Origin of the sequence: Oribacterium sp. HCP3S3_B9 (genome assembly GCF_052064255.1) — a bacterium.
Lineage (GTDB): Bacteria > Bacillota > Clostridia > Lachnospirales > Lachnospiraceae > Oribacterium.
This window is the reverse complement of record NZ_JBQHVY010000001.1, coordinates 186452-206797: the sequence shown is the minus strand read 5'-3', so window position 1 is coordinate 206797 and position 20346 is coordinate 186452. Positions and strand designations below refer to the sequence as shown.

The window sequence follows — 20346 nt, the reverse complement described above, 5'->3', positions numbered from 1 at the left end:
GCTTGACATGATTCTCGTTGTATTACATTTAATGGAGGTATTTTAAAATGGCAAAGGCACATTTTAACAGAACGAAGCCACATTGTAACATTGGTACCATCGGTCACGTAGACCACGGTAAAACCACTCTTACAGCTGCAATCACAGCTGTTCTCGCTGACAGACTTGGCATGGAGCCAGCTGTTCCTTTCGATCAGATCGATAAGGCACCGGAGGAGAGAGAGAGAGGTATCACCATCAACTCCGCTCACGTTGAGTACGAGACTGAGAAGCGTCACTACGCTCACGTTGACTGCCCGGGCCACGCTGACTACGTAAAGAACATGATCACTGGTGCTGCACAGATGGATGGTGCTATCCTCGTTGTAGCTGCTACCGATGGTGTTATGGCACAGACCAGAGAGCATATCCTTCTTGCTCGTCAGGTAGGTGTTCCGGCTATCGTTGTATTCCTTAACAAGTGCGACATGGTTGATGACCCTGAGCTTCTTGAGCTCGTTGAGATGGAGGTTAGAGACCTTCTGAACGAGTACGAGTTCCCAGGCGATGAGATCCCTGTAATCCACGGTTCTGCTCTGAAGGCTCTTGAGGATCCGAAGTCTGAGTGGGGCGATAAGATCATGGAGCTCATGGACGCTGTTGACTCTTACATCCCTGAGCCAGTTCGTGAGACTGATAAGCCATTCCTTATGCCAGTCGAGGACGTATTCACCATCACAGGTCGTGGTACTGTAGCTACCGGCCGTGTAGAGCGTGGTGTTCTTCACGTATCCGATGAGCTTGAGATCGTTGGTATTTCCGAGGAGACTCAGAAGACTGTCGTAACTGGTATCGAGATGTTCCGTAAGACTCTTGACGAGGCTGAGGCTGGTGATAACGTAGGTCTTCTCCTTCGTGGTATCAACCGTGATCAGATCGAGAGAGGTCAGGTTCTCTGCAAGCCGGGTACTGTAAAGTGCCACAAGAAGTTTACCGCTCAGGTTTACGTTCTTACCAAGGACGAGGGTGGTCGTCATACTCCGTTCTTCACAAACTACAGACCGCAGTTCTACTTCAGAACAACTGATGTAACTGGTGTCTGCGAGCTTCCAGAGGGTACAGAGATGTGCATGCCTGGTGATAACACCGAGATGACTGTTGAGCTTATTCACCCGGTAGCTATGGAGGAGGGTCTCCGTTTCGCTATCCGTGAGGGTGGTAGAACCGTTGGTTCTGGTAGAGTAATCAGCATCCTCGACTAATTCTGTCAGGCGATAAGCTAAGCATTTAAACAGCGTGGAGAGAAATCTCCACGCTGTTTTTTGAAATATAGGAGAAATCATATGACACAGGAATTTACATATAGACCGAAGATGGTATGTTCTACGGAGATTACATTTGAGCTGGATGACGAAAATAAGATTCACAATCTTCGCTTTCGTGGTGGCTGCAATGGCAACCTGAAGGCGATCGGGCGGCTCGTAGAGGGTCAGGAGGCGTCGAAGGTTTCAGAGATTCTGCGCGGAAATACATGTGGACCACGTCCGACCTCCTGCGCTGATCAGCTCTCAAAGGCGATCGATCAGGCGCTTGCTGAGAAGATCGCATGAAGCAGAACCGCGGGAGGCTGAAGGATGTCATGAAGCAGGTGCATGTTTCTGAGCGGGAGAATGAAGCGCAGAACAGCAGTCAGATACGATCGGATTCGTCTGAAGATCAGCCGAAATTTCACCAGAAACTGATCGGTATTTCTGCGATCGTGCTGCTTCTGCTCCTGATCGTCCTGATTTTCTATGTGACTTTTAACCACATTTTTCCTGGTTTATGGCCGCTTCTGAAGGCTGGCGATGAGCAGGGAATCGCACGTTATCTCGAGCTGGAGGGAGAGTGGAAGGGTCTGATGCTGGCAGTCGTACTGTCTGCGCTGCAGGTGGTGAGTATCGTTCTGCCGGGACTTCCGATCCACCTGGCGGTTGGTATGATTTATGGCTGGTTGAAAGCGTCGATCGCCTGCTATATCGGCTTTGTCCTGGGAAATGCGTTTGTATTTGCTGTGGCGAGGCGGCTCGGGCGTCGACTCGGGAATTTCATTCCGGGACTGAACCGCCAGAACTGGTTGACACAGAAAATCAACTCGACGCATCCGGCGTTTGTGGTTGCCATCGCCTGCATGGTACCGGCCGTGCCGAATGGCGCGATACCGTATATTGCGTCGCGTGCGGATATTACAGGTCGGGGGTATGTCGGCGCCGTTGCGGCGACCGCCTGGCTGCAGTGTGTCACGAACTGTCTCTGTGGTTATTTTCTGATTCTCGGGCAATACCTCGGAGCGGCGATCGTGTTCGTCGCGCAGCTCGTCATCATCGGGCTGATCAGCTGGAAGAGAGAAGCGCTGCTCGGAAGTTTGAAGTAAAGCCTCCTGCCTGAACAGTTACTTCGGATGACATTTTTGTAAGAACTTTGCTACTATCATCTTCGGATCGCATATAGTATGATGATGTATGTAAAATTATGTGATGCTGAATCGGAGTTTTTATGAGAGTACATAGAGTGTGCACCGTGGCGATCGTGATGTCACTGGTGCTTGCGGGTCCAGCGTTAGCTGGGGTGAGTCCGGATGGCCGCGGTGGTGTGGCCTATACCGGGATGACATCTGGACAGAGCGTGACACAGGTGTCCGCGGTGAGTCCGGATGGCCAGGGCGGTGTCGTCTATCATGCGACGCCTTCATCCGATGCGAATACAAATCCGTATCTGAACAGCAGCAGTACGAATCATACCATGTATACGACGAACTATACCGGTACGACGGGCGGCTACTATGTAAATGGGGTATTGTATAATACACTGAACGTCGGGCCGATGGCGGGAAACCAGGCAGCGACGGGACTCGCACAGGTGACGAATCCGTCGCAGATGAATCCGGCGGGAAATCACTACAGCTCGAGCTCGACGGTGATCAATGCACGTCGTGTGGTGGCGAACACCTACCTGAAGGACGGCTGGCAGTTCGAAAATAACGGTATGTGGTACCTCTATCCGGATGGGACCTATCCGGTCAGCTCCTGGCGCAGTATCGATGGCGCAAATTATCATTTTAACCAGGGTGGCTACCTCGAGGTGAATACCTGGATCTACGAGGCGAATGGTGCCTGGTATTATGTAGGGGCAGATGCGAAGATGCTTCGTGGGCTGCAGAATATCAGTGGCCGGCTATACTATTTTGAACCGAACAGTGGACAGCTGCAGGGACCGGGACTGCTGCTCGCAGATGGCAGATACTACTATGCAGGTCAGGATGGTGCACTGCTGCAGAACGCTTGGATCGGAAGCTTCTTTTTCGGAGCGGACGGTGCGAGAGTAAACTGACGAAACAGATGAGGCAGAAAGAATGGACAGAGAATTAAAAGATCTGGATGATGTCGATCGGGCATTGGAGGAAAAACCGGTCGAGGGTGTGATCGAGCGCAAGCGTGCGCGTCGCATCGCGAATATGAGGAAACGTCAGAAACAGGAGCAGCTTCATGAGATGCTTGGTCTCCTGGGCATTCCGGCACTGGTGGTCGTGCTGATCATCATCATCCTGATTCTGGATCGGAATCCGAAGAATCCGGATGCACAGAGTGGTGGTCCGCAGGTGGCCAGCGCTTCCGAAATTGAAAACGCGGGGGGCGACGATGAGAGTGCATCTCCCGGCATTGCCGACGGCAACGCGGGTGCCGACGAGGACGCGTCACTCGTACGTCAGTATAATGACGAGTATATGACGAAGCTTTTCCAGGATTACTTTAACGCACGTCTCGAGGGTGATACCGATACACTGTACCGTCTGACCGGCGTCACGAATCAGACCGAGGAGCAGACCGCGAGTCTTCAGAAGAAGCTGAAGACCCAGGCCGGCTACATCGAGACATACCAGGATATCCAGCAGTATGCGGTAGATGGACTCGAGAAGAACACGAAGCTCGTTTTCGTCACCTATAATGTGAAGTTCCGCCGGACAGATACGCTGGCACCGGGCATCATGTACTGCTATGTGAAGGTAAACGATCAGAACAGCTTCGAAATCGTCGAGAACATGTCGCCGGAGCAGACGAAGTTTGTGAACAGCTATATCACGAATCACAGTGAGGTACAGGAGCTGATCAATGCGACCAACTCGCGTCTGCTGGAGGCCATCTCGAGTGATCAGCGGCTCGCGGTCATCTATGATGCTATCCAGAGCGGACGTATCTACACAGACTCGCAGGAAGAAATCGACAGCGAGGTTTCCCTGATCTCTGTAGAAACCAAGGCCGCCGTGACCGAGGCAGAAACCACGGCACCGTCTGATCGAGATACGGCGAACGAAGAAACGAAGGAGAGCAGTAAGAAGAACAGCGATCAGAAGAGCTCGGAGAAGAGCACGACCGAGACGAAAAAGTCGACGGAAACGACGACCGCAGGAGAAACCATCTCCGAAAACACGGGCGCAGGCGGAAAGGCAGAAACGACCGCAGCGGCGGCTTCCGGCGAGACCATCGCAGAGCCGGGGGCTGCAGATAACGCACCGGCAGGAGATGCCGTCATCTCCGATGACGGCCCGGTCGGCTGAACACTTACAAATGCAGGCGAATGCAGAAGCATTCGCCTGCTCTTTTATGTAGAAGAAACCTGAAAGACAGTATATAATAATAAGGTTTATGGTGCGCTCTGCACCGTGTACATGTCGTGAGACAGCAGAAAAGGAGAAAACACAGTATGGAAACGAAAGACTTTTACTATGACTTGCCGGAGGAGCTGATCGCGCAGGATCCGCTCGAGAAGCGCTCGGACAGCCGGCTTCTGGTGATGGACCGCTTCACCGGCGAGATCAATCACCGTCATTTTTATAACATCATCGACTATCTTCATAAGGGTGACTGCCTCGTCATCAACGATACGAAGGTCATCCCGGCACGTCTGCATGGCGAGAAGTCCGGTACCGGCGCACATGTCGAGGTACTGCTTCTTCGCCGCCTCAGCACGACTGACTGGGAGTGCCTCGTCAAGCCTGGAAAGAAGCTCCGGAATGGTGCGCGCGTCGAGTTCGGCGAGGGCCTGCTGAAGGGCGAGATCATCGACACGATCGATGATGGCAACCGCATCATCCGCTTCGAGTTCGAGGGCATCTGGGAGGAGGTGCTCGACCGCCTCGGCGAGATGCCGATCCCACCGTACATCCATCATCAGCTGAAGGAAAAGGCACGCTACAATACCGTCTATGCAAAGAATGACGGCTCTGCGGCGGCCCCGACCGCCGGTCTCCACTGGACCGAGGAGCTGCTTCAGGCCGTGAAGGAGAAGGGCGTGGAGATCGCCCACATCACCCTGCATGTCGGCCTCGGCACCTTCCGTCCGGTCAAGGCGGACAAGATCGAGGAACACCATATGCACAGCGAGTACTACATCGTCGAGCAGTCGGAAGCGGATAAGATCAATCGCGCCCACGCAGAGGGCCATCGTGTCATCTGCACCGGCACCACCAGCTGCCGTACCGTCGAGGCCGCAGCACTTCCGGATGGCACCATGCCGGCGACCTCCGGCTGGACCGATATCTTCATCTATCCGGGCTATCAGTTTAAGTGCATGGATGCGCTGATCACCAACTTCCATCTGCCGGAATCCACCCTCGTCATGCTGGTTTCTGCCTTTACGAAGCGTGAGCACGTGCTCCGCGCGTATAAGGTGGCGGTGCGCGAGAAGTACCGTTTCTTCAGCTTCGGCGATGCCTGCTTCTTCGCAGATCTCAAGAACGACGCACAGCTTCCGGCGGAGCTGGATCCGAACCGGAACCATGAAGTCACCTTCCTTCCGGAGGATGCCGTCGCAGAGGTCGAGGGTATCCCTGGAAAGAGCTACAGCTGGCCGCTCGCAGCCGATGAAGCGCCACTCTGGAAGACGGCGGAAAACGCGGGGGATGCGAGATGAGACTGAATAAGCGTTTATCGGAGCTCGGCGTCTGCTCCCGCCGCGAGGCGGATAAGCTGATCGCTGCGGGCCGTGTCACTGTAAATAAGAAGCCGGTCGAGCTCGGCCAGCAGGTAACGGAAGCAGACTCGATCGAGCTGGACGGACAGTGCGTGAATCCGCATGCATTGAACGCCGCTGCCGGCAATCCGGAAGCACAGTACCTTCTCCATACGGAGTCGCGCCGGATGGCGAAGCGTTATGGAGAGCAGATTTCGACGGTGGGGCAGGACTATGACCGTCCGGCACCGGTGCTGCTCGCGTACTACAAGCCGCGTGGGATCGTGTGCACGACGAGTGATAAGGATAAAGCACCGAACATCATCGAAGCGATCCACTACCACACGAGAGTGTACCCGATCGGTCGTCTCGATAAGGAGTCGGAGGGACTCATCCTTCTGACGAATCAGGGCGATCTCGTAAATCGGATCAACCGTGCACGGAATTACCATGAGAAGGAATACGTCGTGACCGTGGATAAGCCGTGCACGAAGGAGTTCCTGGATGCGCTCGCCGATGGCGTCGAGCTGAAGGAACTGCATGCGACGACCCGCCCATGTGAGGTGTGGCAGGACATGACCCGTCCGCCGAAGTTTCGTCAGCAGGAGTTTCATATCGTGATCACACAGGGACTGAATCGTCAGATTCGTCGTATGTGTGCAGCCTTCGGCTATGAGGTGAAGAAGCTGAAGCGCATCCGTATCATGGACCTCACCCTGCATGGACTGAAGCCGGGGCAGTATCGCGAGATCGAGCTGTCCGAGCTCGGCCTCCGGGAAGAGGATATGGAAGAAAATGCCGGAAAGTAGTGGGCAGAGAAATTTTTCGAAAGCGGCGTTGCCATGGAGGGTGATTCGCGTCCTCCATCGGACATGGAAATAAAAAACAGTAAACTGGAACAGGTAAAGATACTATGAGTGTTTCCCATAACGAAGAGAAAAACCAGAAGCTTGCACGCATGAAGGAGCTCATCCGCACCCTGAATGAAGCGGCCCGTGTGTACTATGTGGATGGCAATGAGATCATGTCGAACCTGAGCTATGACCAGCTCTATGATGAGCTTGAGAAGCTCGAACAGGAGACCGGCATGATTCTCGGCGGCTCGCCGACCCAGCGTGTCGGCTTCGAGGTGCTGTCGGAGCTTCCGAAGGAGCGTCATCCGAGCCCGATGCTGAGCCTCGATAAGACGAAGTCCGTCGAGGAACTGGCCTCCTGGCTGGGGGATAAAGAGGGCCTTCTCAGCTGGAAGATGGACGGGCTCACCGTCGTCCTGAGCTACCATGCCGGGGAGCTGGTGAAGGCAGTCACCCGTGGCAACGGTGAGATCGGTGAAGTCATCACACAGAACGCGCGGATGTTTGATAACGTCCCGACGCGGATTTCCTTCGCCGGTGATCTGGTGCTCCGCGGGGAGGCCATCATCACGTATTCCGAATTTAAAAAGATCAACGAAACCATCGCGGATGCGGATGCGAAGTATAAGAATCCGCGGAATCTCTGCTCTGGCTCGGTACGTCAGCTGGACCCGAAGGTGACGAAATCCCGACATGTGAATCTGATGGCCTTCGCACTCGTGAGTGCCGTGGATGCGCAGGGCGAAAATGTGGATTTCCAGAACTCCCGTGCGGCGCAGTATGAATTTCTTCGTGCCCAGGGCTTCGATGTCGTCGAGTATAAGCATGTGACGAATGCTACGATCGCGGAAACGGTACAGTGGTTCTCGGAGGCGATTCAGCACAACGATTTCCCGTCGGATGGCCTCGTGCTGATCTACGAGGACATCGCCTATGGCCTCAGCCTCGGCCGTACCGCGAAGTTCCCGCGAAACGCCATCGCTTTCAAGTGGAGCGACGAGCAGGCAGAGACCGTTCTTCGTGAGGTGGAGTGGTCACCGAGCCGTACCGGCCTCATCAATCCGGTGGCGATTTTCGACCCGGTGGAGCTCGAGGGCACGACGGTCAGTCGTGCAAGTCTCCATAACCTCTCCTACTGTGAGGAGCTGGAGCTCGGCATCGGGGACCGGATCACCGTGTATAAGGCAAACATGATCATCCCGCAGATTGCGGAAAACCGGACACGCTCCGGAAATCTGAAGCCGGTCGAGGTCTGCCCGGTCTGCGGACAGCCGACGGAGATTCGTTCGGATAATGAGGCGAAGTTCCTGTACTGCCCGAATCCGGATTGTGCGGCGAAGAAGATCAAGAATTTCTCACTATTCGTGAGCCGTGATGCACTGAACATCGAGGGCCTCAGCGAGCAGACGCTGGAGAAGTTCATCGCGCATGGCTTCATTCATCACTACAGTGATATCTTCCATCTCGATCGCTGCCGTGCCGACATCGTGACGATGGAGGGCTTCGGTGAGAAGAGCTATGAAAATCTGATGGCGGCGACAGAGCGTGCCCGCCATACGGAGCTTTACCGCGTCGTGTATGGACTCGGGATCGCCGGCATTGGCCTCGCAAACGCGAAGGTCCTCTGCCGACACTTCGGGGATGATTTCACGAAGCTGCGGGCAGCAGGCGTGGATGAGCTGCAGGAGGTGGACGGCATCGGCGCGGTGCTCGCAGAGAACCTCGTGCGCTACTTCCAGGATGCAACGTTGATGAAGCAGGTGGATGCGCTGCTGCAGGATCTTGACATCGAGAAGAAGGTGGAAGACCATACGACGCCGAAGACGATGGAAGGAAAGTCCGTCGTGATTACCGGATCGCTCGAGCATTTCGAGAACCGGAAGGAGCTGCAGGCGCTCATCGAAGAGGCCGGTGGCCGGGCAGCAGGTTCGGTATCCGCGAAGACCGCCTACCTTGTCAACAACGACATCACATCGACCTCTGGCAAGAACAAAAAAGCGAAGGAGCTGGGCGTTCCGATCGTCACCGAGGAAGAGTTTCTTCGGATCTTAAAGGGAGAAGTATAAGCGTCGTGGATGCCGTAACGGCAGAAAGACGCGGGCTGGGCATAGATCGCACTCGCCTGGCACTGCAGGAAAGGGACAGACTGGATGAATACAGACAATTATGATATTTATTTCCCGCATCTCGGGATCGGCGTCGAGCATCTCGGAAACTCGATTTCCGTGTTCGGCTTCCGCATCGCATACTATGGCATCATCATCGGTATCGGTATGCTGATGGGCGTGCTCATCGCGAGCTTTGATTACAAGCGCCGTGGACAGAAGTCAGAGGACATCGAAGACCTCGCGCTGTACAGCATCATTTTCGCCATTCTCGGTGCGCGTGCCTACTATGTCATCTTCGAGTGGGACTACTACTCGCAGCATCTCGGGGAGATCCTCAACCTCCGGCAGGGCGGTCTCGCCATCTATGGCGGCATCCTGACCGGCATCCTCTGCTGCGTGATTTTCTGCTACCGGCGGAAGGTGAAGTTTTTCTCCATCGCGGACTCTGCGGTGCTCGGCCTTCTCACAGGACAGCTCATCGGCCGCTGGGGAAACTTTTTCAATGCAGAGGCCTTCGGCCGCTATACGGATTCACTGCTCGCGATGCGGATCAAGGAATCCATCGTAAACCCGAACATGCTGAACGAGAACGTGCTCACACATGCGATCCGGATCGGTGACGAGATGTTCATCCAGGTGCACCCGACCTTCTTTTATGAGTCGGTCTGGAATCTCTGCACCCTGATTTTCCTCTGGATCACCGGGCCGAAGAAGAAGTTCACCGGACAGATTTTCTGGGAGTATCTCATGTTCTACGGCATCGGTCGCTTCTGGATCGAGGGGCTCCGCACGGATTCGCTGCTCCTCTGGGGGACGAACATCGCCGTTTCACAGGCCCTATCAGGGGCCCTCGCCGTACTCGGCCTCGCGATGATCCTCCGTGGTGTGCGGAAGGCGAAGTGAGGATGCAGCCTGTAACCGTTCACCGGTCTCGGAGTACTGTGCCTCCGTTGCCGCCGCTCCGGGTCCCCCTGCCTGCCTGAACGCTTACTGCAGCCGAGGGGATGAACACGGGCGTTGCATATCCGGCATTGTAAAGCGGAAACTTCTGGTTTATAATAGCGATGCTTTTTTAGCTGTATTTTATAGATGGAACTGCTATCGACCTTCTCGGCACTGTCGGAAACGGGGGATGCAGGGAAGGATAAAGGAGATTTAGATTATGAAATTAGGTATCGTCGGACTGCCAAATGTCGGTAAGTCTACACTGTTTAACGCAATCACGAAGGCGGGCGCAGAGTCAGCCAACTATCCGTTCTGCACGATCGAGCCGAACGTCGGTGTCGTCGCTGTGCCGGATGAGCGTCTGGAGAAGCTGGGCGCACTTTATAATACGCAGAAGATCGTGCCGGCGGTGATTCAGTTCGTCGATATCGCAGGTCTCGTCAAGGGTGCCTCCAAGGGAGAGGGCCTCGGTAACCAGTTCCTCTCGAACATCCGTGAGACCGATGCGATCGTGCATGTCGTTCGCTGCTTCGATGATGACAACATCGTGCATGTCGATGGTTCCGTGGATCCGATTCGCGATATCGAGACCATCAACCTCGAGCTCATCTTCTCCGACCTCGATCTCCTCGATCGTCGTCTCGCGAAGACGAAGAAGCTCGCGATGAACGATAAGGATGCGAAGGCAGAGTATACGCTCCTCACAGAGCTCCACGACCACCTCGAGTCAGATAAGCTGGCGATCAGCTTCGACGCCGGTGATGATGATAAGAACGCCTTCATTGACACCCTCGACCTCCTGACCCGTAAGCCGGTGATTTATGCGGCGAATGTTTCCGAGGATTCCGTCGCCGATGATGGTGCGTCCAATGCATACGTCCAGAAGGTGCGTGAATACGCGGCAGAGAACGGCTCCGGTGTTTTCGTGATTTCTGCGCAGATCGAGGAGGAGATCTCCGAGCTCGAGGACGATGAGAAGGCAGAGTACCTCGAGTCCCTCGGTATGAGCGAGTCTGGTCTCGACAAGATCGTGCGTGCCTCCTATGATCTGCTCGGCCTCATGTCCTTCCTCACCGCCGGTGAGAAGGAGACCAGAGCATGGACCATCCGGAAGGGTACGAAGGCACCGCAGGCGGCCGGTAAGATCCACTCCGATTTCGAGCGTGGCTTCATCAAGGCCGAGGTCATCAACTACCAGGATCTCCTCGACTGTGGCTCTATCGCGGCAGCACGTGAAAAGGGCCTCGTCCGCATGGAGGGTAAGGACTATGTGATGCAGGACGGCGATGTCGTTGAGTTCCGCTTCAACGTATAATTCGCCATCATTCTATAGAAGGAAGTGTGCCGCCTGCCGCCGTCCAGCAGCTCTGGTGCGGGTGCTGATCAATTTATGGAAAAGCATGCCGCCTGCCTGCTGCAGACCTTTCAGGACAGATAATATATCGTTATATAGAAGGAAGTCTCTCATTCGAGAGGCTTCTTTTTTTAATTTATTGCTGTATCCTGCCTTGACACTAAACCCAAATTAGCGCATTATTATGTCATGAAGTGGTAAGAAGTGGTAGAAAGTGGTAGAAAAGGGAAATGTCATTCACAGGAGAGTATCGCCACAATCTGGATGCCAAGGGCAGACTGATCATACCGGCCAGATTTCGGGACCAGCTCGGAGACGAGTTTACGGTCACTAGAAGCCTGGACGGTTGTCTTGCTATGTACGCAGCTCCGGAGTGGCAGGCGCTCGAAGAGAAGCTGAATGCGCTTCCGATGACGAACGAGAAGGCGAGAAGCCTGAAGCGCTTTCTGCTGGGGTCAGCCGCGATCTGTGAGCTGGATAAGCAGGGCAGAATCCTTCTTCCACAGGTCCTCCGTGATCGGGCGGGCCTTGACAAGGATATCACCTTACTCGGTGTGGGTGACCATATCGAGATCTGGGATACAAACACGTACGAAGAAAAGTACAGCTTCGATGATGAAGCTGCATTAGAAGCAGACTGGGAGGGCTTAGGTGTCTGAGTTTAAGCATTATTCCGTACTTCTCCACGAAACCGTGGATGGACTCAACATCCGGCCCGATGGCATCTATGTCGACGGAACCTTAGGTGGTGGCGGACATGCCCATGAGGTATGTACCCATCTTTCACCGGCCGGTCGCCTGATCGGCATCGACCAGGATAAGGATGCGATTCAGGCAGCGAGCGAGCGGCTTTCGGATGTACGGGACCGCGTGACGATCGTCCGCAGTAATTACGAAAGAATCGATGATGTGTTAAAGGAACTCGGCATCGGAAAGGTCGATGGGATCTACCTCGATCTCGGTGTATCGAGCTACCAGCTGGATACCGCGGAGCGTGGCTTCAGCTACCGGAGCGATGCACCGCTCGATATGCGGATGGATGACCGGAATCCGATCACCGCTGCCGATATCGTGAACGATTATAGTGAATCCGAGCTTTTCCATATGATTCGAAACTATGGAGAGGACCGTTTCGCACAGAACATCGCGAAGCATATCTGCCAGTATCGTGCGACGAAGCGCATCGAGACGACGCTGGAGCTGTCCGAGATCATCTCAGGTGCGATTCCAGCGAAGATTCGTGCCACCGGAGGCCATCCGGCGAAGCGTACCTTCCAGGCGATTCGAATCGAGCTGAATCGTGAGCTCGATGTACTGGAGGACAGCATCGATCGCATGATCGATGATCTCGCAGAGGGTGGACGCCTCTGTATCATCACCTTCCACTCCCTCGAGGACCGGATCGTGAAGACGAAGTTCCGCACTGCTGAGAAGCCGTGCATCTGTCCGCCGGAGTTTCCGGTATGCGTTTGTGGCCGGAAGTCGAAGGGCCGGGTGATCACCCGAAAGCCGATCCTGCCGAGTGCCGAGGAGCTCGAGGAGAACTCGAGATCGAAGAGCGCGAAGCTTCGGATCTTCGAGAAACATGATGAGAAAGTTTAGAATCCGGAACCGATCCGGAAAATGGGAGAAAGAGTAGTATGACCAGAACGAGACAGGCAGCCGCGGTACGTGCGCCGCGGACGACAGGGACCTATATAGATGGTAATACGGTCCGTCGCATCCAGCCGAAGCGTCGTCCGAATCCGGAGGAACTGGAGCGGAGACGGCAGGCGCGTATGCGGGAGCGGCAGCGGATCCTCGACGAGCGTGAGATGGAGTACCGTGCGCAGCAGGAGCGACTTCGCCATAAGACGGTCGTGGTCGATCGGACCTACCTTGCGGTGCTGATCATCGCCTCTCTGTTTACGCTGGGACTCTGCTTTTCCTATATTCAGATGCAGACCTCGATCAATACGCGGATTTCGTCGATTGAGACGAAAAAGCAGCAGTTGGACAAGCTGAAGTCTGAGAACGACGCGCTTCAGAACAGCATAGATACGTCCGTGAATCTCGATGAGATCTATCGGGTAGCCACGCAGGAGCTCGGCATGGTATATGCCGGCAAGGATCAGACGATTACCTATGACAAGACGGAAAGCGAGTACGTAAGACAATATGAGGACATCCCGAAGTACTGATCAAAACCAGAGACGAAACCGGGGGAAGATTCTTCCCCCGTACATGCAGAGAAAGCTAGCCGTCACACTATGTGTGATCATGCTAGCTTTAATTGCGCTTATCCTGGCGATTTATAATCTGGTAAAAAACAACAGCGAGGAGTACAACAAGATCGTTCTGTCCCAGCGACAGGCATCCTATGATTCACGTACGATTCCGTTCCGGCGTGGCGACATCATGGACCGGAATGGTACGGTGCTGGCGACCAGCCAGAAGGTATATAACCTGATCATCGACCCGCGTGTCATCTACTCCGGTCAGGATGAGCGTTATGTGGATCCGACGATTCAGGCGCTCGTCGCCTGCTTCGAATACGATGAGACCGAGCTTCGAAAGCTGCTCAGCGAAAAGGCCGACAAGTCCTATGTGAAGTATGCGAAGGGACTGAGCTACGACCAGAAATCGGCCTGGGAAGCGTATGTGAAGGAGCAGAATGCCGCGTATGTCAGCAGTGGCTCGAAGGCACGCATCAAGGGCATCTGGTTCGAGGATGAGTACAAGCGTACCTATCCGTACGATTCCCTCGCCTGCAACATCATCGGCTTCTCGAGTGCCGACGGCTCCAGCGGAACCGGTGGCGTCGAGCAGTACTACAACGATACCCTGATGGGCGTCAATGGCCGGGAGTACGGCTACCTCGACAGCGATACGAAGCTGCAGTCCGTACTGAAGGAGCCGACCGACGGTAATTCCGTCGTGACGACCATCAATACGAATATTCAGATGTCGCTGGAGAAGTACCTCAACAAGTGGCAGACAGAAGATGTGGGCTCAAAGATGGCGGCGGCGATCGTCATGGATCCGAACACCGGCGAGGTGCTCGCGATGGGCTCCACCAATCAGTTTAACCTGAACGATCCGCGTGCGCTGGACAGCTCGGTCTATACCGATGAGTATCTCATGCAGCTCGGCCGCAAGGAGGCCGTCGGCGTATATCGTCGAGAGAATCCGGATGCCGCCGCGATCACAGAGGATGAGGTGTCGAAGTACTATTCGACCGAGGACATCCTGTCCTATGGCCGTCAGGTGACCTGGAACCAGCTGTGGCGAAATATCCCGGTATCCGATACCTATGAGCCGGGTTCGGTAGCGAAGAGCATCACGATCGCCGGTGCACTGGAGGAGAAGTCCATCACACCGAATACGACCTTCGACTGCCAGGGCTACATCGAGCTGAACGACGGTATCCATACCTGGCGTATCCGCTGTCATAACCGGAACGGTGACGGCGTGCTCGATGCCACGATGGGGCTTGCGAAGTCCTGTAACGTATACCTCATGAATACCGCGTTCAATGAAGGCGCCGAGAACTTCGTGAAGTACCAGCATATCTTCGGCTTCGGTGAGTATACCGGCATCGACCTGCCGGCAGAGGCTGACACCACGGACCTCGTGTACAATGCAGAAAACATGGGACGTACGGCCCTCGCGACCAACTCCTTCGGCCAGAACTTTAACGTCACCATGATTCAGATGGCGGCTGCGTACTGCAGCATCATCAACGGTGGCAGCTACTACAAGCCACATGTGGTGAAGCAGATCCTGAACGGCAACGGCACCGTCATCGAGGATGTGAAGCCGGAGCTTCTCCGCACCACCTGCTCGAAGTCGACGAGTAACTTCCTGAAGCAGGCCCTCTATACCACCGTAGAAGAGGGTACCGGTAAGAAGGCGAAGATCCAGGGCTACCATGTTGGTGGCAAGACCGGTACCGCCGAGAAGCTGCCACGTTCGGCGAAGAACTACCTCGTCTCATTCTGCGGCTTCGCGCCGGTGGAGGATCCGCAGTTACTTGTTTACGTCATCGTCGATACGCCGAACCTCGTCGGAGAGGCACAGGCGACGGCCTCCTTCGCCGTGAACATCGAGCGTGAAATCATGAACGATGCGCTGCAGTTCCTGAATATCGCACCATCCGGAGATACCGATCCGGAGGATTCCATCAACGCGCAGCTTCAGCAGAACCCGGAGGGCATCTCCTCCGAGACGATGGGTGCACAGGTAGGCGGTGAGAACGGCGCGGAGAGTGAAACCACGGCGGACGAAACGAGCACCGAAACCGATGCGGATGGCAATGTGATGACGCCGACCACGGCTGCAACGGTGACCGACGAGTACATCGAACCGGCGGGTGACGACGCGAGCTTCGCGCTCCCGGAGGCCGTGCCGGGCGAGAGCAGCGAAGGCGAAACCGAAACCTCCGCCGAAAATTAATGGGGTCAGACCCCATTAAGAATCCTTTACGAAATTCTTAAGCTCACCGTAAGGGGGTCAGACCCCATTACGATTTTCTTAAGGTTCAGTGCTTATCCGGGTCTCCGGCAGTGGAAGATTTATATATGGAGTTAGATTATGTATCTTGATTTTGTTGTTTCTATTCTTATGGGCTTTGCGCTGGTAGCCCTTGCGATGCCTTTCGCCATTCCGGAGCTTCACAAGCTGAAATTCGGGCAGGAGGTCCGGGACGATGGACCGAAGGCACATCTTAAGAAACAGGGCACACCGACGATGGGTGGCCTCGTGTTCGTACTGGCCATCGTGATCGTCAGCCTCGTTTATGTCCGCCGCTATCCGAAGATCCTTCCGGTGATGCTTCTCACGGTCGGTTTCGGTATCGTCGGCTTCATCGATGACTTTCTGAAGGTCGTGAAGCATCAGTCCGAGGGCTTCAATCCGAAGCAGAAGTTTCTCTGCCAGCTGGTGTTCTGTGTGATTTTCGCACTGTATCTTTATCTCTCGCCTGCCTATGATCACCGTATGCAGGTCCCGTTTACGGAGATCTATCTCGATCTCGGATGGTTCTATGTGCCGGCACTGCTCTTCATCGTGCTCGGTACGGACAATGGTGCGAACTTCACCGATGGTCTCGATGGACTCGCGAGCTCTGTCACGGCTGTGATCGCACTGTTCCTCGGCTTCGTCAGCCTGTATTTCGGAAAGGCAGATGCACAGCTTGCACCGATTTCCGGTGCGGTGTTCGGGGCACTGATGGGCTTTCTGATGTTTAACTGCTACCCTGCAAAGGTATTTATGGGGGATACCGGATCACTGGCACTCGGCGGCTTCGTCGCGGCAGCGGCCTTCGAGATGGGAATCCCGCTCTTTATACCGATCTTTGCACTGATTTATCTTGTGGAAGTACTGTCGGTCATCATCCAGGTGACCTACTTTAAGAAAACACATGGAAAGCGGATCTTTCGCATGGCACCGATTCACCATCACTTTGAGCTCGGAGGATGGTCGGAGACGAAGGTGGTGACAGTCTTCACAGTGCTGACAGTGCTCTTATGTCTGGTGGCGAGCCTGGGGATGTAAGAGACAGTAGAACATAATAGGGGTGGATTAGATGGATAGTCAGAAGGTGCTCGTGCTCGGCACGGGAAAAAGCGGTATCTGCGCCGCAAAGCAGATTTTACAGCTGGGAGGACAGGTCGTTCTGTTCGATTCCAATGAAAAGCTGGACACCGTGAAGGTGATGAAAAATTTCAGAAAGAGAGATCGGATTTCACTGGTGGTCGGAGAACTGAAGCCGACGGATCTCGTATCCGTAGATCTCGCAGTTATCAGCCCGGGTATCCCGCTCGATAAGCCGTTTGTGAAGCTGATCGATGGGGCGAAGATCCCGATCTGGGGTGAAATCGAGCTCGCGTACCAGTCCAGCAAGGGGAAACTTGCAGCCGTGACTGGAACGAACGGCAAGACCACGACGGTTTCCCTGATCGGTGAAATCTTTAAAACGACCTACGACGATACGCATATATGTGGAAACATCGGTAATCCGTTTACGGCCGAAGCACTGGAAACGACGGATGCCTCTGCGACGATCCTCGAGGTGAGCTCCTTCCAGCTCGAGACCATCATGGATTTCCATCCGCATGTATCCTGCATCACCAACATCACCCCGGACCATCTCGACCGTCATAAAACGATGAAGAACTATGTGAAGGTGAAGGAGAGCATCGCGCTGAACCAGACCGAGGAGGATTTCATCGTCCTGAATTATGAAGATCCGGAGCTTCGGAAGTTCGGAAAGCGAAAGACCCTGAAGCCACAGGTCATCTGGTTCAGCTCTGCACATGAGCTGAAGGATGGCTTCTACTATAAGAACTTCGAGATTCATCATGCGCATGATGGCGAGGATGAGGCTCTGCTCGATGTACGGGATACGAACCTTCTCGGTGCACATAACTACGAGAATATCATGTGCGCCATCGCTGTCTCTATGGAGATGGGCGTGCCGATGCAGAAGATCATCTCGGCCGTAAAGAAGTTCAAGCCGGTGGAGCACCGCATCGAGTTCGTACGTGAGCGCAATGGCGTTCGTTACTATAATGACTCGAAGGGCACCAATCCGGATGCAGCCATCAAGGCACTGCTGGCGATGCCGGGGCCGGTCGTTCTGATCGGCGGCGGTTATGACAAGGAGATCCCTTTCGATGACTGGTGTAAGCTCTTTAAGGGCCGCGTCAAGTACCTCGTTCTGATCGGGCAGACACGGAACATCATCGCAGAGTGTGCGAAGAAGTACGGCTTTACGAATGTCATGTTCGCAGAGGATATGGATGAGGCCGTGAAGGACTGTGCGGCATATGCGGATGAAGGCGACTATGTCCTTCTGAGCCCGGCCTGCGCATCCTGGGGCATGTTCCCGAACTATGAAGAGCGTGGACGCATCTTCAAGGAGTGCGTAAAGAATCTGTAAATATGGACAGGAGGAAGGATGGCAGCGAAGAAGAAAAGAAAATATTTTTATGACTACAGCCTTTTGTTTGCCGTCATCTTCATCACCGGCTTCGGTATGATCATGATGTACTCGGCTTCCGGCTACTCGGCGCAGAGCCAGATGAATGATGCCATGTACTTTCTCCGGCATCAGGCGGTGTTCGCGGCCGGCGGCCTCGTAGCGATGCTGATCGTGTCGGTCATCGATTACCACCTGACCGCGATCTTTTCGAAGATCCTGTATATCGTGGCCTGGCTGCTGATCGTAGCGACCATGGTCATCGGTGTCGCCTCCCACGGCTCCGCGCGGTGGATCCGGCTCGGTGGTGTGCGTTTCCAGCCCTCGGAGATCATGAAAATCGCGGTGATCGTACTGCTCTCGTATCTGATTACCCACTATGGATATCAGATCAACAACGGGAGAACCTGGTGGAAGGTCGCGCTGGTCGGCATCGCGCCGGGCATCGTGGTCGCGGCGACGAACCTGTCGACCGCCATGATCATCCTCGGCATCACCTTTTTTATGATGTGGATCGCATCGAAGAAGTACTGGCCCTTCGTTCTCTGTGGCGTCGCGGGCGTCCTCGTGTACATTTTCGCCTATCCGATGGCGAAGCTCTTGTCCGCGCTGAACATCCTGCAGGATTATCAGCTGACACGTATCTTCGCATGGAAGGATCCGGCGAGCTACTCAGACGAAACCTTCCAGACCCTGCAGGGCCTGTATGCGATCGGCTCCGGCGGTATCTTCGGTAAGGGCCTCGGTGAGTCCGTACAGAAATTTCTCATGCCGGAGGCACAGAATGATATGATCTTTACGATCATCTGTGAGGAGCTCGGCCTCTTCGGCGCGATCTCACTGATTCTCATTTATGTGTTCATCATCTACCGGCTGTTCGATATCGCACGAAATGCCCGTGACCTCTATGGGTCAATGCTGGTGATCGGAATTCTGTGCCACATCTCGCTGCAGGTCATCCTGAACATAGGTGTCGCGACGAACACCATCCCGAATACCGGTGTTACGCTCCCGTTTGTCAGCTATGGTGGTACTTCACTGATGCTGCTGATGGCGGAGATCGGTCTCGCGCTGTCGGTTTCACGGCAGATCCGACTGGAAGATCCGACGTAAGTATTCAGAGCTTTGCCCATGGCAAAGCTCTTTTTTTTATGGTAGAGTAAAGAACCGAAAAGAACAGACAGTGTGCATTGCAAAAATCGCAATGGAACAGAACGTAAACAGAAAGAACGTATAGAATGACAGATAGAGATTTTTACGGCTACGATGATCCGAGGGACCAGAATAAGCGGCATCTGCTTCGCTGGAGCATCGTCGTCCTGCTCCTGCTGATCGCCATCCTGCTCGCCAGTGTACGGATTCAGCGTTTCACGGTGGTGGGGAATACACAGTACAGCAGTGATGAGATCGTCCAGATGATTTTTTCGGATCCATGGGATACGGATACGGCCTGGTGCTTCGTGAAGGATAAGACGAAGCCGCACAAGGAACTTCCGTTTGTGCAGCGTTATGATATCGACTTCGACGGTCCCTTCGCGGTGAGCATCACCGTCTATGAGAAAAATGTCGTCGGCTATGTGGATTATATGTCGAGTCATATGTACTTCGATAAGGATGGTATCATCGTAGAGTCCACCGGCAACCGGCTGGAGGGAATCCCGCGCATCAGCGGTCTCAGCTTCGGCTCCATCGTTCTCTACCGGGAGCTGCCGGTAGAAAATAAGGATGTCTTCAATAATATCCTGAACCTGACCGGCGCACTTCGTACCTACGATATCGACTGTGAGGAGATTCAGTACGATTCACTTCTGAATGCCACACTCCGCATCGGCGACATCAGCGTCCGCCTCGGCAGTAATAAGGACATGGAGATGAAAATCTCGACGCTGCATGATATCCTGCCCCATCTCAGTGGACGGAAGGGGGAGCTGAATCTTTCAGATTATTCGGAGACCTCGGATCATGAGTCCTATATTTTCAAGGAAAAGACGGGCTGATCTGCGCATAACAGCACCGTTTTCTGCGCATAACGACGGCTGAAGTTATAAAAAAGTAAGAAATAATGTGAAAATTTCGATAGAGCTCCACTTCTAAGCGTGGTAATATTATATGGACTAAGCTATTGCAATCTGATAGCTTTGTTTGTATATTATCTTA

At 54.3% G+C, this 20346-nt stretch carries 17 protein-coding genes and 1 pseudogene; all 18 read left to right on the top strand.

The features are described from left to right. The first annotated feature begins 47 nt into the window (after window positions 1-47). The 18 genes and pseudogenes from tuf (at window position 48) to ACTNC3_RS00825 (ending at window position 20186) form a co-directional block, all read left to right on the top strand. Entirely contained in the window at window positions 48-1241 is a 1194-nt protein-coding gene (gene tuf, locus ACTNC3_RS00910; RefSeq protein ID WP_410042427.1) for an elongation factor Tu, read from the top strand. Between the two features lie 81 nt (window positions 1242-1322). Next, the gene (locus ACTNC3_RS00905; RefSeq protein WP_441226167.1) at window positions 1323-1589 is read left to right on the top strand and encodes a TIGR03905 family TSCPD domain-containing protein; all 267 of its coding nucleotides are present in this window, start codon (window positions 1323-1325) and stop codon (window positions 1587-1589) included. Beyond that, entirely contained in the window at window positions 1586-2392 is an 807-nt protein-coding gene (locus ACTNC3_RS00900; protein WP_441226166.1) for a VTT domain-containing protein, read from the top strand. Before ACTNC3_RS00905 ends, ACTNC3_RS00900 begins: the two co-directional genes overlap by 4 nt. Before the next feature lie 122 nt (window positions 2393-2514). Beyond that, window positions 2515-3348, top strand: coding sequence for a hypothetical protein (locus tag ACTNC3_RS00895; protein ID WP_410042430.1), 834 nt, complete (start codon window positions 2515-2517; stop codon window positions 3346-3348). Between the two features lie 22 nt (window positions 3349-3370). Continuing rightward, window positions 3371-4573 carry a hypothetical protein gene (locus ACTNC3_RS00890; protein ID WP_441226165.1) on the top strand — a complete coding sequence of 401 codons (1203 nt, stop codon included), beginning with the start codon at window positions 3371-3373 and terminating at the stop codon, window positions 4571-4573. Window positions 4574-4719: 146 nt separating this feature from the next. Next, window positions 4720-5736 (top strand): annotated as a pseudogene (gene queA / locus ACTNC3_RS00885) (tRNA preQ1(34) S-adenosylmethionine ribosyltransferase-isomerase QueA); the annotation flags it as partial. Between the two features lie 188 nt (window positions 5737-5924). Continuing rightward, on the top strand, window positions 5925-6776 hold the full coding sequence (locus tag ACTNC3_RS00880; RefSeq protein ID WP_410042432.1) for a pseudouridine synthase: 852 nt from the start codon (window positions 5925-5927) through the stop codon (window positions 6774-6776). Between the two features lie 104 nt (window positions 6777-6880). Beyond that, window positions 6881-8887: an NAD-dependent DNA ligase LigA gene (gene ligA, locus ACTNC3_RS00875; protein ID WP_441226164.1), complete on the top strand. Its 2007-nt coding sequence runs from the start codon at window positions 6881-6883 to the stop codon at window positions 8885-8887. An 84-nt stretch (window positions 8888-8971) separates the two neighbouring features. Continuing rightward, window positions 8972-9832: a prolipoprotein diacylglyceryl transferase gene (lgt, locus tag ACTNC3_RS00870; RefSeq protein WP_410042434.1), complete on the top strand. Its 861-nt coding sequence runs from the start codon at window positions 8972-8974 to the stop codon at window positions 9830-9832. Between the two features lie 259 nt (window positions 9833-10091). After that, window positions 10092-11189 carry a redox-regulated ATPase YchF gene (ychF, locus tag ACTNC3_RS00865; RefSeq protein WP_410042435.1) on the top strand — a complete coding sequence of 366 codons (1098 nt, stop codon included), beginning with the start codon at window positions 10092-10094 and terminating at the stop codon, window positions 11187-11189. Between the two features lie 269 nt (window positions 11190-11458). Further along, entirely contained in the window at window positions 11459-11887 is a 429-nt protein-coding gene (gene mraZ, locus ACTNC3_RS00860) for a division/cell wall cluster transcriptional repressor MraZ (RefSeq protein WP_410042436.1), read from the top strand. Further along, the gene (gene rsmH / locus ACTNC3_RS00855; RefSeq protein WP_410042437.1) at window positions 11880-12830 is read left to right on the top strand and encodes a 16S rRNA (cytosine(1402)-N(4))-methyltransferase RsmH; all 951 of its coding nucleotides are present in this window, start codon (window positions 11880-11882) and stop codon (window positions 12828-12830) included. Before mraZ ends, rsmH begins: the two co-directional genes overlap by 8 nt. A gap of 38 nt (window positions 12831-12868) precedes the next feature. Further along, on the top strand, window positions 12869-13408 hold the full coding sequence (locus ACTNC3_RS00850) for a cell division protein FtsL (protein ID WP_410042438.1): 540 nt from the start codon (window positions 12869-12871) through the stop codon (window positions 13406-13408). A gap of 79 nt (window positions 13409-13487) precedes the next feature. Next, window positions 13488-15662 (top strand): peptidoglycan D,D-transpeptidase FtsI family protein, encoded by a 2175-nt coding sequence (locus ACTNC3_RS00845; protein ID WP_441226163.1) that lies wholly within the window; start codon window positions 13488-13490, stop codon window positions 15660-15662. Window positions 15663-15800: 138 nt separating this feature from the next. Then, the gene (gene mraY / locus ACTNC3_RS00840; protein WP_441226162.1) at window positions 15801-16763 is read left to right on the top strand and encodes a phospho-N-acetylmuramoyl-pentapeptide-transferase; all 963 of its coding nucleotides are present in this window, start codon (window positions 15801-15803) and stop codon (window positions 16761-16763) included. Window positions 16764-16794: 31 nt separating this feature from the next. Next, window positions 16795-18150, top strand: a complete 1356-nt coding sequence (gene murD, locus ACTNC3_RS00835; protein ID WP_410042441.1) for a UDP-N-acetylmuramoyl-L-alanine--D-glutamate ligase — start codon at window positions 16795-16797, stop codon at window positions 18148-18150. Window positions 18151-18168: 18 nt separating this feature from the next. Then, window positions 18169-19302 carry an FtsW/RodA/SpoVE family cell cycle protein gene (locus ACTNC3_RS00830; protein ID WP_441226161.1) on the top strand — a complete coding sequence of 378 codons (1134 nt, stop codon included), beginning with the start codon at window positions 18169-18171 and terminating at the stop codon, window positions 19300-19302. 125 nt (window positions 19303-19427) lie between these two features. Further along, complete coding sequence (locus ACTNC3_RS00825; RefSeq protein ID WP_410042443.1) at window positions 19428-20186, top strand: cell division protein FtsQ/DivIB; 759 nt, start codon at window positions 19428-19430, stop codon at window positions 20184-20186. Window positions 20187-20346 lie beyond the last annotated feature (160 nt).

What these genes read in the sequence shown, in the direction of transcription:
- ACTNC3_RS00900 (WP_441226166.1), top strand. Translation starts at nt 1,586, where the DNA reads ATGAAGCAGAACCGCGGGAGGCTGAAGGATGTCATGAAGCAGGTGCAT.
- tuf (WP_410042427.1), top strand. Translation starts at nt 48, where the DNA reads ATGGCAAAGGCACATTTTAACAGAACGAAGCCACATTGTAACATTGGT.
- ACTNC3_RS00830 (WP_441226161.1), top strand. Translation starts at nt 18,169, where the DNA reads ATGGCAGCGAAGAAGAAAAGAAAATATTTTTATGACTACAGCCTTTTG.
- ychF (WP_410042435.1), top strand. Translation starts at nt 10,092, where the DNA reads ATGAAATTAGGTATCGTCGGACTGCCAAATGTCGGTAAGTCTACACTG.
- ACTNC3_RS00850 (WP_410042438.1), top strand. Translation starts at nt 12,869, where the DNA reads ATGACCAGAACGAGACAGGCAGCCGCGGTACGTGCGCCGCGGACGACA.
- ACTNC3_RS00845 (WP_441226163.1), top strand. Translation starts at nt 13,488, where the DNA reads ATGCTAGCTTTAATTGCGCTTATCCTGGCGATTTATAATCTGGTAAAA.
- ACTNC3_RS00825 (WP_410042443.1), top strand. Translation starts at nt 19,428, where the DNA reads ATGACAGATAGAGATTTTTACGGCTACGATGATCCGAGGGACCAGAAT.
- ligA (WP_441226164.1), top strand. Translation starts at nt 6,881, where the DNA reads ATGAGTGTTTCCCATAACGAAGAGAAAAACCAGAAGCTTGCACGCATG.
- mraZ (WP_410042436.1), top strand. Translation starts at nt 11,459, where the DNA reads ATGTCATTCACAGGAGAGTATCGCCACAATCTGGATGCCAAGGGCAGA.
- ACTNC3_RS00895 (WP_410042430.1), top strand. Translation starts at nt 2,515, where the DNA reads ATGAGAGTACATAGAGTGTGCACCGTGGCGATCGTGATGTCACTGGTG.
- mraY (WP_441226162.1), top strand. Translation starts at nt 15,801, where the DNA reads ATGTATCTTGATTTTGTTGTTTCTATTCTTATGGGCTTTGCGCTGGTA.
- murD (WP_410042441.1), top strand. Translation starts at nt 16,795, where the DNA reads ATGGATAGTCAGAAGGTGCTCGTGCTCGGCACGGGAAAAAGCGGTATC.
- lgt (WP_410042434.1), top strand. Translation starts at nt 8,972, where the DNA reads ATGAATACAGACAATTATGATATTTATTTCCCGCATCTCGGGATCGGC.
- ACTNC3_RS00880 (WP_410042432.1), top strand. Translation starts at nt 5,925, where the DNA reads ATGAGACTGAATAAGCGTTTATCGGAGCTCGGCGTCTGCTCCCGCCGC.
- ACTNC3_RS00890 (WP_441226165.1), top strand. Translation starts at nt 3,371, where the DNA reads ATGGACAGAGAATTAAAAGATCTGGATGATGTCGATCGGGCATTGGAG.
- ACTNC3_RS00905 (WP_441226167.1), top strand. Translation starts at nt 1,323, where the DNA reads ATGACACAGGAATTTACATATAGACCGAAGATGGTATGTTCTACGGAG.